At 62.4% G+C, this 13,205-nt stretch carries 10 protein-coding genes; 4 read left to right on the forward strand and 6 right to left on the reverse strand.

Features of this window, described 5'->3' with window-relative positions; translation table 11 throughout:
- Positions 1-147 precede the first annotated feature (147 nt).
- Positions 148-3,228: a VCBS domain-containing protein gene (locus BMW89_RS18610; RefSeq protein ID WP_092028420.1), complete on the forward strand. Its 3,081-nt coding sequence runs from the start codon at positions 148-150 to the stop codon at positions 3,226-3,228.
- A 125-nt stretch (positions 3,229-3,353) separates the two neighbouring features.
- Here the strand turns inward: BMW89_RS18610 and BMW89_RS38710 are convergent, their stop codons facing one another.
- The 6 genes from BMW89_RS38710 to BMW89_RS18640 all read right to left on the reverse strand — a co-directional run bounded on the left by BMW89_RS38710 (position 3,354) and on the right by BMW89_RS18640 (position 9,953).
- Positions 3,354-4,322 carry an exopolysaccharide biosynthesis polyprenyl glycosylphosphotransferase gene (locus BMW89_RS38710; RefSeq protein WP_502686394.1) on the reverse strand — a complete coding sequence of 323 codons (969 nt, stop codon included), beginning with the start codon at positions 4,320-4,322 and terminating at the stop codon, positions 3,354-3,356.
- Between the two features lie 2 nt (positions 4,323-4,324).
- A complete protein-coding gene (locus BMW89_RS18620; RefSeq protein ID WP_092028422.1) occupies positions 4,325-4,696 on the reverse strand; it encodes a hypothetical protein in 372 nt (123 codons plus the stop codon).
- A gap of 148 nt (positions 4,697-4,844) precedes the next feature.
- Complete coding sequence (locus BMW89_RS18625; RefSeq protein WP_092028423.1) at positions 4,845-5,876, reverse strand: LLM class flavin-dependent oxidoreductase; 1,032 nt, start codon at positions 5,874-5,876, stop codon at positions 4,845-4,847.
- A 173-nt stretch (positions 5,877-6,049) separates the two neighbouring features.
- Complete coding sequence (locus BMW89_RS18630; protein ID WP_143062783.1) at positions 6,050-7,204, reverse strand: hypothetical protein; 1,155 nt, start codon at positions 7,202-7,204, stop codon at positions 6,050-6,052.
- 68 nt (positions 7,205-7,272) lie between these two features.
- The gene (locus tag BMW89_RS18635) at positions 7,273-8,712 is read right to left on the reverse strand and encodes a DUF8814 domain-containing protein (protein WP_177196146.1); all 1,440 of its coding nucleotides are present in this window, start codon (positions 8,710-8,712) and stop codon (positions 7,273-7,275) included.
- Positions 8,713-9,029: 317 nt separating this feature from the next.
- On the reverse strand, positions 9,030-9,953 hold the full coding sequence (locus BMW89_RS18640) for a LysR family transcriptional regulator (protein ID WP_092028426.1): 924 nt from the start codon (positions 9,951-9,953) through the stop codon (positions 9,030-9,032).
- Positions 9,954-10,066: 113 nt separating this feature from the next.
- Between BMW89_RS18640 and BMW89_RS18645 the strand changes: the two genes are divergently transcribed.
- The 3 genes from BMW89_RS18645 to BMW89_RS18655 are packed head-to-tail and all read left to right on the forward strand — an operon-like array spanning position 10,067 to position 13,200.
- Positions 10,067-11,425 (forward strand): MFS transporter, encoded by a 1,359-nt coding sequence (locus tag BMW89_RS18645; protein WP_092028427.1) that lies wholly within the window; start codon positions 10,067-10,069, stop codon positions 11,423-11,425.
- Positions 11,422-11,940, forward strand: a complete 519-nt coding sequence (locus BMW89_RS18650; protein ID WP_092028428.1) for a GAF domain-containing protein — start codon at positions 11,422-11,424, stop codon at positions 11,938-11,940. The genes BMW89_RS18645 and BMW89_RS18650 overlap by 4 nt, the downstream gene beginning before the upstream one ends.
- A gap of 12 nt (positions 11,941-11,952) precedes the next feature.
- Positions 11,953-13,200, forward strand: coding sequence for a metal-dependent hydrolase family protein (locus BMW89_RS18655; protein WP_092028429.1), 1,248 nt, complete (start codon positions 11,953-11,955; stop codon positions 13,198-13,200).
- Positions 13,201-13,205: the final 5 nt, after the last annotated feature.

Below are 13,205 nucleotides of genomic sequence, written 5' to 3' on the forward strand. Positions count from 1 at the left end.
ACGAACTGTCGCGATGACAAATCGAGCGACATCAGACGTTTGTCATCTGGACGCGCTAGACTTGCGTTGCGAGCAGGTACTCGTTCGAATTGATGCCGCATTCTTGTTTCTGACTATCGCTCGAAACATCTCTTGGTTGGGCCTCTGATGACAAATTCAGCACCGGTTTTCACCGCTGGCAGTGACGATCCCTTCATGCGCGTGTCGACCAGCGCAACCGGAGCGCAGGCGGATGGCGTGAGTTCCCAGGCCGTGTTCTCGCCCGACGGCACGAAAGTCGCGTTCGAGTCCTCTGCTGACAATCTGGTGTCCGGCGATACCAACGGCCAAGGCGACGTCTTCGTGAAGGACCTGAAGACCGGTGCGATCACGCTCGTGTCAACCAATGCCAGCGGGGTTCAGGGGGATGGCTGGAGCTACCAGCCAGTTTTTTCGGCCGATGGGACCAAAGTGGCGTTCGCATCGGGCGCCCACAATCTGGTGCCGGGTGATACCAATCAGACTTTGGACATCTTCGTAAAGGACCTGACCACCGGTGCCATCACGCGCGTGTCGACCAGTGCCAGCGGGGCACAGGCGGACTTCCAGAGTACCAACCCGATATTCTCGCCTGACGGCACCAAGGTTGCATTCCTTTCCGACGCCGACAATCTCGTGCCTGGCGATACCGACCATTTGCGCGACCTCTTTCTGAAGGACCTGAACACTGGCGCGATAACACGCGTGGGGCCCAGTGCCTACAACGCGGAAGCCGGCGATCGCGGGGATCAGAATGGCGTCGCCCCCTCATTCTCCCCCGATGGCACCAAAATCGTGTTCGCGTCTTCCACAGGCCGTGGCCAGGGTAACGACATCTACATCAAGGATCTTTCCACCGGGACCACCACATTGGTGTCGGTCAGCGCTAGCGGCGTTCATGGGAATTTCGGCAGCTACGATCCGGTGTTCTCGCCCGATGGCACCAAGGTGGCGTACTATACCTTTGCCGATAATCTTGTGCCGGGTAGTTCCAATTTCGGAATGGGCAACATTGTCATCAAAGATCTGACCACAGGCGTGATTACGTTGGTATCAGCCAGTGCCGACGGAGTCCGGCAGGACAGCGGCGGAGCCCAAAAACCCGTGTTCTCGCCTGATGGTACCAAGATCGCGTTCTATTCCAGTGCCACCAATCTCGTGCCAGGTGTCAATGGCTATGAGGTCTATGTGAAGGACCTGACCACCGATGCCATCACGGCCGTCTCGACTAATGGGGGCAGGCCGTTTGAGATCGGGACCAGTCAGACTCCCGCGTTCTCGCCTGATGGCACCAAATTGGCATTCGAGTCTTCAAACAGCATTCTGGTGCCGGGCGATACCAACCGCCTCCAGGACATCTTTATAAGAGATCTTTCTAAGCCTTCCGTCACCCAAGCGAATCTGACGGACAATGGCGCTGCCCATGTTTCGACATCGCGGACGGTGTTCATTGTCGGCACCTACACGGCCGTGGCGTCACCGCAAGACGGCAATCTCGGCACAGCCACGGCCACCGTCGACGTCACCGATGGCAAGGTGACGTGGAGCTATGATGTCTCTCACGCCAACATTGCCCCGCTCGCGGCCGGACAGACCCATGCCGACACCTTCATCTTGATCCTCGGCAACGGCAGCGGCGCATCTGTGACGCAGAACATTACCGTGACGCTGACGGGAATCGATGACGCGCCCGTGATCAGCTCGGGCACGACCGCAAGCTTCGCGGAGAATGGTACGGCCGCCGCCTACCAGATCGCGGCGACTGATGTGGACAGTCCGACGCTGACCTATTCGCTCTCCGGCACCGATGCGACTCTGTTCAACGTATCGGCTGCGGGCGATGTGACGTTCAAGTCCGCGCCCGACTTCGAGGCGCCGAAAGACGCGAACCGCGACAATGTCTATGACATCACCGTCGTGGTAAGCGACGGGACCAAACTCACCACGAAGAATGTCGCGATCACGGTCACTGACGTGAATGACACCACCGGCGGCGGTGTCCTGACCGTCACCGGCTCGATGGGCTTCACATCGATTGATCGGGCAACGATCAATATCAGCGTGACCGGAAATTTGCATGAGACCGGCAGTTCCGGTGTCATCAGCAACAGCACGATCAATGATCTCGGTTCGCTCAACGAAACCCAGGCGATGCTCGCACTCGTGAACGATACTGTCACCGGCGGCTCCCTCGGTGCGATCGTCGCCAATGGCGGCTCCATCACCTTCGACAATGTGCATCTCGACGGGGTCTCGCTGGGCGCGACATCCGGCGGACTTATGGAATCCGTTGCAGGCAGCACCAACACGTTCAACAATTTGACACTGAAGGTGGGTGCCGTGTTTGACGGCAATGCCGGAAGCGTTCTGGATGTCAGCGGCACGCTGAACAATGGCGGCAAGATCGAGCTCTTCAATGCCGCGAAAGCCGTCTTGACCGGCGACACCGCAATGATCGGCAATGGCGAGATCAAGCTCGATCCGGGCGCCTCGATCCTGAACAGCGGTGCGCATCACACGCTCGACCTTGAAGGCGGCACGATCGACGGCGCCGGGACGATCGGAAACGGAGATCACAGCCTCACTTTGGATATCGGCTTCTCCGGGACGCTCGATGCGAACGGGTCTCAACCCCTTGAAGTGAATACCGGCAATGCCGTGACCAGCAACGGCCTGATCGAGGCCTTGCAGGGCTCGTTCAATTTCGACGACGCCGTGTTCAACACATTTGGAACGGTCACCGCCGATCAGGGCGGCACGATCGACTTTCGGAATGGCTTGACCAATGGCGGCATCGTCAATGTGCACACCGGCAGTGAGGTGGATGTCTCGGGCAATTTCGTCAACAACGGCACTGTCCTGGACAGTGGCGTGCTCAAGGTCGAGAATTTGAGCGGGACTGGAACCGTCAGCGTCAATAACGGGACATTGGCGGTTACGGGCAATCTGGGCGGCAATGTCGTTCTGACGGGGACGAACTCATTTGTCTTCGGACCCGATGCCAGGCAAACATCCGGTGTCATCTCGAACTATACGCCAGGCACGACTTTGGTGCTGGATGGTTTCGACACCAAGGTGGACGAGGCCTTCAACACTCAGACCAATATCCTGACGCTGACCGATGCGGATCATCATATGATGACGCTTCACCTCGCACCTGGATCCCTGATCCCGCAGGCCCACGGCGCGGCGTCGGATTTTCTCATCTAGCGGTGGACGGTTCAGGCAAGTAAATCCCGCACCAGCGGCACCATAAAACACCGTATCGGATCATGCTCTGCGATCTCACTCACAGTCGGCGGGAGAATCCGCCAAGGCATGCCCTTGCATTTCGCTTAGTAGGCGTTGCGCGATGCGAAGATACTGACGAAGGTCCTCAACACAATTCTCAGGTCGAGCCAGAACGACCAGTTATTGATGTACCAACGGTCGTATTCCACACGTTTCTCCATCAGATCCACGGTAGGGGTATCCCCCCGAAATCCGTTGATCTGTGCCCATCCGGTGAGGCCCGGCTTAACGTGATGTCGAAGCGAATAATCCGCGATCAAATTGTTATAGTGGTCGTCGTGCGCGAGAGCGTGCGGTCGCGGTCCAACTAACGACATATCCCCTGTAAGAACATTGAGCAATTGCGGTAATTCATCCACCGAGGTCCTCCGCAGGTACCGACCGATCCGCGTGATCCTTGCGTCAAGCTCCAGCGCTCTCTTGACGAACCCGTCGTCTTCCATGACCCTCATCGTTCGGAACTTGTAGATCTGGAATGAGCGGCCGTTAAAGCCGCCGCGTCTCTGACGAAATAGCACCGGCCCAGGGGAATCGAGTTTGATGATGATCGCGATGATCAGCAACGGTGCAGACAATATAATCAAAGCCAGTGCTGCAAAGGCGATATCGAAACACCTTTTCGCCAAGAGCTCGATGAAGGAGAGCGGCGCACGCTCGCGCCCCGTCCCGTTCGGGACTGGCACGGCGGGAATGCCTTGGCCTGTCGCGTGTGCCGATAGGATGATGACCGACCTTTCGTAGATGCGCGATCGGATGTGTTCGCCGATCAGAACGGTCAAGCAAATGTATGCGCCGAAAATCCAGAGCACGGTGTCGGTCAACTGCCAGTCCAGAAGGGGACCGAAAATCATCAGCAGGATCGATGGAACGATGACTGCAAAAAGCCCGATGACGAGTCTCAGAAAAAACCCGAAAAACAGCTCCTTGCGGTGAACCGGCTTTAGTCTGAACGCCAGTCGCCGTTCAGCGAGGAAGTCAGCCGCGGCGTCACGGGAGTCTGTCATATCCGACATGGCTAGGACCTCTCCCATTGCCGTCTCAGCCGCTTGAACAAGACGCTGATCTGATAAACCGATATCAGGAGGAATGTCGCGCTCGCACTGATCGCGCCTCCCCCGAGTATGACAGACGTGAGAAACGCTTCCGGGACCGGGTTGTGGTCGAGGGGGAGGGCTTTATTGATGTATTGAATGCCCGCAGCAACGCCGCGGGAGAGCCCATATACGGTAATGCTTGCGAGCGCCGTCTGAACTTCAGAGCTGACGAAATGAAGGTAGGGATTTTCAACGACGGTATCGACAGTTTTTGTCGAGACTTCTGGCACTTCTGGAACGTTGGGGGCGTCCATGACCAGGATTCCGTTCTGGAAAAAGGCGTCGAGAAGCATAACACCTTGTTCCCGGGGAATGCAATCTGATCGCGAAATCAAGTGGCGGTGCAAGCGGGCGTTGGCGCGACATCTGAAATCAGCTTCGCACCAAGTCTTCTCGACGAGGCTCTGGTGAGCACAGACCGGGAGGCTGACGCCACCGGTCTTACCCCATCATCTCCCGCACCAGCGGCACCACCTTGCGGCCATAGAGCTCGAGGCTGCGCATCAGCCTCTCGTGCGGCAGGGGACCGGCCGAATATTTCAGCTGGAAGCGCGAAATATTAAGCGCCTTGGCCGTCGTCGCGATTTTGCGTGCCACCGTTTCGGGCGAGCCGACATAAAGCGAGCCGTGCTCCGCCTCGTTGACGAACTCGTCGCGACCCATCGGCGGCCAGCCGCGTTCCTTGCCGATGCGGTCGCGCATGGCCTTGTAGTCGGGCCAGAGCTCTTCGCGCGCCTGTTCGTCGGTCTCAGCGACGTAGCCTGGCGAGTGCACGCCGATCGGTTGCGCCGGGCGGCCGAATTCCTTGAAAGCGCGGTGATAGAGATCGACATAGGGCGCAAAGCGCGCGGGATCGCCGCCGATGATGGCGAGCATCAAAGGCAGGTCGTAATGCGCGGCGCGCACCACCGATTGCGGGCTGCCGCCGACGCCGATCCAGGTTTTGAGCTGGCCGTTCTCCACCTGGGGGTAGACGAGCTGGTCCTTCAGCGGGGGACGCAGCTTGCCTTCCCACGTTACGGGTTTTTGCGACAGCAGTGCTGCAAACAGATCGAGCTTCTCCTCGAACAGCTCTTCGTATTTGCGCAGGTCGAAGCCGAACAGCGGAAAGGATTCGGTGAACGAGCCCCGGCCGAGGATCACCTCGGCGCGACCGTTGGAGAGCGCATCGAGCGTGGCGAAGCGCTGGAACACGCGGATCGGGTCGTCCGAGCTCAGCACCGTCACGGCCGAGCCGAGATGGATGCGTTTGGTCCGCGCCGCGATCGCCGCGAGCACGGTCTCGGGCGAGGAGATCGCAAAATCTGAACGGTGGTGTTCGCCGAGGCCAATGAAGTCAAGGCCGAGCTCATCGGCCAGCACGGCTTCCGCGACGACATTGCGGATCACCTGCGCATGGGGAAGCATGGCGCCGCTCGCGTCCTTCGTCACGTCGCCAAAGGTATCCAGTCCGAATTCAAGCGGTGCGGTCATCGATCAGGTTCTCTGAGGGGAGGATCGACGACATTTAAGGGACGGTCATGCCGCGGCAAGGCCGCTTCGGGAAATGCTCGGTTTCCGTTTTGGACGTCATCCGGCGGTTGCATCGCACGCCGTGCCGGCGACGTCTCACGGGATCAATACGGCCGGCTTGGCGCTGACGCCGCTCAGCGGGTCGGCGCCAGCCATTTCTCGAGCTTGCCGAGAATGCCCCAGGCGGTCGTGCCGAGGAAGACCGGCAGTGCGGCTTGGCCGAGTTGCTCGAAATTGCCGAACAGCGGCACGGCCGTGTCCAGATGCGGGCCGACCTGTTGGAGCACCGTCGTGAGGACGGTGCCGATGATGCCGATGGCGCTCTTCTTGCCGTCGAGCAGATTGCCGATGGTCTGTCCAAGCGCACCGTTGACCTGTCCCAAGCGGCCGTCCGTGGTCTTGTCGGCCAGGATCGTCAGGAGCTTGATGAAATCGTCCACTTGCCTGGTGGGGGCCGGCGCCGTTCCGGGCTGTTGCGGCTGTTGCCGCGCGGCGATCGCCTGCGATATGGCCATCGCCGATTGCACCAGGGTCGGGAGATCCTGCTGGCCGGCCGGGATCGGCGGGATGGTGCCGGTGCCCGCGATCGGGCCGAGATCGGTCGGGACGTGAATGTCCACCGGAGTGGCGTGGGCGAGCGCCAGATATTGCTGGAAGTTCTCGCCGTAGAAGCGGCCGTCATCGGCCTTGAAGCCCTGTTGCGGACCGGCGCCGACCCGCACACTCCCATGATTATACGCGATCGCGACGTACATCATCTCTTCGTCGGTCAGCGACGATTTCCGCGTCCCGTAGGCGCGTCCGCACGCGGCATCCAGCTCCTTGATGAGGCGCTTGATGCATTCGGCCATGTCGTACCAGCCGCGGGTCAGGAAGAAACTCGGATCGGTCTTGAAGAACTGGATGTCGTACTGGAAGATTCCGTAGCCGTGACAGAACTTGTCCGGATTCTGCGCCACTCTCGCATAAGTGCGGTTGACTTGCGCGACGTCGATCAGCGCCTGGCGGGCGACGTCGAACATGCTCGAACCCGATGGCACGGCGAGAAGATCCGCCTTGCTCGTCGGAAATGCGCTGCGCTTCGGCGCATCGAGCGTGTCACCGACGCAAAGCTTGAGCACCTCGCTGGCCGGCTTGGTCCTGTAGATCGGGCCCCAGCAATCGGAATAGGTCTCCTGCATCGCGATCGCGGTGGCCATGTCGAGCGTGTAAGGCGTGCCGCGGCAGGCTGCGGTGATCGCCACGCCGAACTGGGTCTTGAACCATCGAATTGCATCCTGCTCGGACATGCCTGCCATCCTGGTCGTGTTTCGACGCGGGCGAACTTCACTTCAGTCTTCGTGGTTTGGCGGCCGCCTCATTGCTTCGGCGGCGTGGTCGGCGGCATCCACTTCTCAAACTTGCCAAGCGCGCCCCAGGCCGTGAGGCCGAGGAAAATCGGCAATATTGCCGGCGCGAGCGGGCCGCCGATCGCGGTTGTCACCGCCGCGGGCAGGCTCGGACCGACGACATGAAGTACCGCCGTCAGCACCGAGCCGATGATGCCGATTGCGCTCTTCTTGCCGTCGAGCAGATTGCCGACGGTGTCGCCGAGCGCGCCATTGACCTGGCCCAGTCCCTTGGGGCCGCCGAAATCGCCGGTCAGTGCGCCCAACACCTTGATGAATTGCTGGAGCTGGTCCGGCGTCGCCGCAGTCCCGCCCGTGGGTAGCTGCTGCTGACTGCCTGGTCCCAAGGTCTGGAAGACCTTGAGTGCCTCTGCGATCAGCGTTGCAATATCAGGCTGTCCGCCGGCTGGCGGCGTGGTTGGATTGGTGGGCATCTTGGCGGCCTCCAATTGAGCTAGCAGCTGTTGCACCAGGTCGGGGGAAGTTGAGTCTCTGTGGAATGGGAACGGAATGAACGGGATGGTCAGCGGGGCGTTCACGAACTCCCAGTCGACCTCGCCCTTGTCGATGAGACCGATGGCCTTCGCCGCAGCCGGCGTGAGATCGATGCCGGCGCCGTTCGTCCTGTGTCCCTGGCTGTCGACGCCGGACTCGGCCTGGGGTCTTGCACCGGTCTTCCAATATGCATCGTCGGTGTCCCAGGGGCCGATATGCACGACCTTGCAGATCACCGTCTTGCCGTCCTTCGACACGCTCACATTGGGGCGCGGATCGGAAATGTGGGCGGGCAGCGCCACACCGAGTTCGGTGTCGTCGATCATGTGCCCGTCATAGGCGCTGGTCTTCGGATCAGATGCGCCGCCGAACACGGTCGCAATGACGCGGCTCTGCATCTGTGCCGGCGCGTGAACGCTGTCCGCCGTCGGCGCGATCGCCGCGGCGGGCGGCCTGCGGATGGCGATGCAGCGGCTCCTGGGGAAGTTCGACAGCTTGACCTGATGGTCCTGGTTGCCGCCGCGGCAAACATAACTGTTGCCGTTGGTCTCCTCGTAGAGCGTGACGTGATGGCCGCCGCCGGACCATTCGAACACCAGCACGTCGCCGGGTTGCGGCGTACCGCCAGCGTCGGTTCCGAACTGCCGCCAGGCGAGTGCCCACAGGAAGCGCGAGTCCGCGTCGCCGCCAAACACCGGCTTGATGCCGTTCACCGCCATGCAATAGCCGACGGTGAGGCCGCACCATGCGATGGAGTCGTGTGTGTATTCTCTGCAATAGTCCCTTGTGTCCGGGAACAGCTCGCCGATCTTTTGCGGCCAGCTCATGATGACGGGATTATCGCCGCTATCGAGCGCCCGTGTGCCCGTGATTTGCCGCATCGTTGCCAACCAGGGAGGGATTGTCGCGGCCATGGCTATGCCTCTCTACGTTGCACGCACCAAGGGTGCGGCAGATTGAGGAACGCGTTCGGGGCTTTGTGGGGTGAGCTGTTCCGCCGGGCGGATGCCATGGCGCGGCCCGCAAGAAATCTGCGGAAGCATGGTCGCCCTGCTGGCAGGGGTGACGCTACGGTTACGCAAAACAATAATCCCAACAGCTCAAAGTAATATGGTCTGATTGAAGCAACTGGGGAATGAGCCGTCAAGGGCGGCGTTTTGGTGCAGTGCCCGCATCGTGTCGTCGGGGGCTAGTTCAGGACGGGCGGAGAGGCCGGTCCGAGCCGGCGACCTCAACCCGACCGGGCGAACATCCCGACCAGGGTCTCGCGCAGCCAGCGCTGCGCCGGCACGGTGTCGTTGCGCTGGTGCCAGAACAGGCTGACGATGCGCGGCGGCGCCTTGAGCGGAAGCGGCATGGCGTGCAGCAGCGGCGCATGGCGGGACTGCGACCGCAGATCGCTCGGCAGCACGGCGATCAGGTCGGACTGCCGCGCGACCTCGTAGGCGGCGCTGTAGTGATTGACGGTCGCGACCAGATTGCGCGATAGCCCGCGCGAGGCGAGGAAGAGGTCGTAGGACGGCATGGTCTTGCCCGCGAGGCTGACATCGACGTGGCCGGCGTTCAGGAAGGTGCGGGTGCTCAGCCGCTTCCGGGCGGCGAGGGGATGGCCGCGCCGCATGAAACAGGAATAGTCGACGGTCCATAGCGACCGCGAGCGAATGGCGGCCGGCTGCTGCGCCTCGTTGACATAGACGCTGAGCACGCAATCGACCCTGTTGTCCTCGAGCTGGTCGGCGATCTCGACGACGGTATTGGGGACGGTGTGGATGCGCGCCTTCGGCGCGACCTGGCCGAGATGGGTCAGGAGGTCCGGCATCACCAGCGAGGAGACGTAGTCCGACATCGACAGGCTGAACTCGATCTGCGCGCGGGCGGGATCGAATACCTGCTCGTCAAGCGCGCCACGCACGCTTTCCAGCGCCTCGCCGATCGGCTCCCACAGCACCACGGCGCGCTGGGTCGGACGGATCCCGGTGCCGGATCTCACGAACAGGGGATCGCCGAGCGCGGTGCGCAGCCGCGCCAGCGCATTGCTGACGGCAGGCTGGGTCATCGTCAGCGCGCTCGCGGCACGCGTGACGCTGCCCTCGGTCATCAGCGCCTCGAAGACTTTCAAGAGGTTGAGGTCGAGCGCGCGGAACGACACGGACATTCACCATGGTGATATATTAGATCATGATTATAAATTATGACGATAATGTCACTTTGTCTATGGTTCCCCCAGGGACACGCGGAGCGCCGGGCCGCCAGACTGAGGGGACTTTCATGTCGATGATATCGGCGCGCATCGAGCGCCTTCCGTTCGCACGCTTCCACAAGCATCTGCTGTTGATGGGCGGGCTTGGCTACACGTTCGACGCGATGGACGCGGCGGTGCTGGCCTTCATCCTGCCGGTGCTGCGCACGGCCTGGAATCTGACGAGTGTAGAGATCGGCGTGCTCGGCAGCAGCACCTATATCGGCTTCCTGTTCGGCGCCCTGTTCGCCGGCACGCTGGGCGATCTGATCGGCCGCCGCGCCGTGATGATGTCGGCGCTTGCCCTCTATTGCGTGGCATCGATCGTGAGCGCGATGGCGGACACATGGCCGTCCTTCTTCGCCGCGCGGGTCGTTGCCGGCATGGGCACCGGCGCGGAGAGCGCGATCATCGCACCCTATCTCGCGGAATTCGTGGCGCGGCGTTACCGCGGCAGTTTCACCGGTGCACTGGCCGGCTTCTTCTCCTTCGGCTTCGTCGCCGCGGCTTTGCTCGGCTACTTCATCGTTCCCTCCTATGACAATGGCTGGCGCATCGTGCTGGTGATCACGGCGGCGCCGGTCGTCATGCTGTTGTGGTGGCGCAAGTCGCTGCCGGAATCGCCGCGCTGGCTGGAAAGCCGGGGACGGGAGATGGAAGCCGAGTCCGTCCTCGACAGGATCGAGGCCAGCTTTGCCCGCGCGGGTCATGTCCTGCCGCAGCCGGTCGTCGAAGCAACAGCGCCGACGGGGACCGGCGGGACGCTGCGCGCCAATTTCGCGGCGCTTCTGGCGGGCCGGCAGGCGCGCATCACTGTCATGACCTGGATCATGTGGCTGGCGATCACCTTCAGCTATTATTCGTTCTTCGTCTGGATCCCCGGCCTGCTGGTCCAGAACGGCATGAGCATCACCAAGAGCTTCGCCTATTCGATCGCGATCTATTGTGCGCAGATTCCCGGCTATTTCAGCGCCGCGTATTTCAACGAGCGCATCGGCCGGCAGGCGACGATCGCGACCTACATGGTGCTCGGCGGCGCCAGCGCGCTCGGGCTCGCCTTCGCGCAGAGCGACCAGCAGATCATGGCGGCGGGAATCTTCCTGTCGCTGTTCATGAACGGTACCTATGCGGGCGTCTATGCCTATACCGCCGAAGTGTTCCCGACGCCGGTCAGGACCACGGGCGCCGGGCTCGCTTCCGCAATCGGCCGCATCGGCGCGATCGTCTCGCCGATTTTGGTTGGCTATCTCTATCCCAATTTCGGCTTCGCCGGCGTGTTCGGCGTCACCACGACGGTGCTGCTGCTCGGGGCTCTCACCGTCGTGCTGATGGGCGTGCGGACCCGCGGCCGTTCGCTGGAAGAGATCGCAGCGGGTGAGGTTGCATGACGCGGACCAAAGTTGCGGACGATCCCTACAAGAGGGATTCCTGGCTCTGCGCCGTCGCGGCGGCGCAGGGCAGGGTGGATCAGCCGGATGCGCTGTTCGCGGCACTCGACGAAGCCATGAAGGCCGCGATCGGGCACAAGCTGTTCACGATCCTGACCTATGACGGCGACAGCGGAGAAGCGGCGCGGGTTTATTCCAATCTCCCCGGGCCGTATCCGGCCGGCGGCCGCAAGCGCCTCGCGCCGGGCCCGTGGACCGAAGCCGTTCTCGACCGCGGCGAGGCCTATATCGGCCGCACGCGGGATGATCTGCGCAAGGTGTTCTCCGACCACGAGCTGATCGCCTCGCTCGGCTGCGAGAGCGTGCTCAACATGCCCGTGCGCTGGCGTGGACGGACGTTCGGCTCGCTCAATCTGCTGCACGAGGCGGGCTGGTATGGCGAGGATGACATCGCTGTGTGCCTTCCCTTCGCCCAGCTTGCCTTGCCGGCGCTGCTTGCGCCAAGCCACTTCTGACAGGATTCCGCGATGCCCAGCATCCTCTTCAAGAACGCCGCGCTGCTCGATCCGCTGCAGCCGGAACTGCTGACAGGCCATGACGTGCTGGTGGAAGACAGCCTGATCAAGGAGGTCTCGGACCGGCCGCTCCAGGTCATCGCCGATCGCACCATTGATTTGAAGGGCAAGACGCTGATGCCCGGCCTGATCGACCTGCATGTGCATGCGATCGCCGTCGAGCTCAATCTTGCGCAGCAGGTGCACATGCCGAACGTGCTGGTGACGCTGCGCTCGACGCTGCTGCTGCGCGGTATGCTCAGGCGTGGCTTCACCACGGTCCGCGATGCCGGCGGCGCCGGCCATGCGCTGAAGCAGGCGATCGACACCGGCCTGACCGACGGCCCGCGGCTGTTCGTCTCCGGCCGCGCGCTCAGCCAGACCGGCGGCCACGGCGATATGCGGGCGCGTTCGGATTATCTCGCGAGCGACGCGCCGTGTCCGTGCTGCGTGCGTGTCGGCGCGCTGGCGCGCGTTGCCGACGGCGTCGACGGCGTGCGCAAAGCGGCGCGCGAAGAACTCCAGATGGGCGCCGACCAGATCAAGATCATGGCCTCCGGCGGCGTCGCGTCACCGACCGATCCGGTCGGCGCCTTCGGCTACTCCGAGGACGAGATCCGCGCCATTGTCGAGGAGGCGCGCGGCCGCCACACCTATGTGCTCGCCCACGCCTACACCGCCGCCGCGATCGAACGCGCGGTCCGCTGCGGCGTGCGCACGATCGAGCATGGCAATCTCGTCGATGCGCCGACCGCGCGGCTGATGGCCGAGAAGGGCGCTTATGTGGTGCCGACGCTGGTCACCTACGAGGCGCTGGCCAATGAAGGCGCCCAATACGGCCTGCCGCCCGAGAGCGTCGCCAAGATCGCCGACGTCCGCGACGCCGGCCTGCGGTCGCTGACGATCTATCGCGATGCCGGTGTGAAGATGGGGTTCGGCAGCGATTTGCTCGGGCCGTCCCAGCGCCTGCAGAGCGACGAATTCCGCATCCGCGCCGAAATTCTCGGGCCCCGCGCCGTCATCGCCAGCGCGACAGTGATCGGCGCCGAGGTGCTCGGCATGGAGGGCAAGCTCGGCCGCATCGCGCCCGACGCGATCGCGGACCTGCTGGTGGTCGATGGCAACCCGCTGCGCGACGTGGCCTGCCTGCTCGGCCAGGGCGAGCACATTCCGCTGGTGATGAAATCAGGCCAAGTTCAGTTCGACCGGCTGAAATCGTAGCCGGC

Source organism: Bradyrhizobium sp. OK095, from assembly GCF_900109945.1.
Classification (GTDB): Bacteria; Pseudomonadota; Alphaproteobacteria; order Rhizobiales; family Xanthobacteraceae; genus Bradyrhizobium.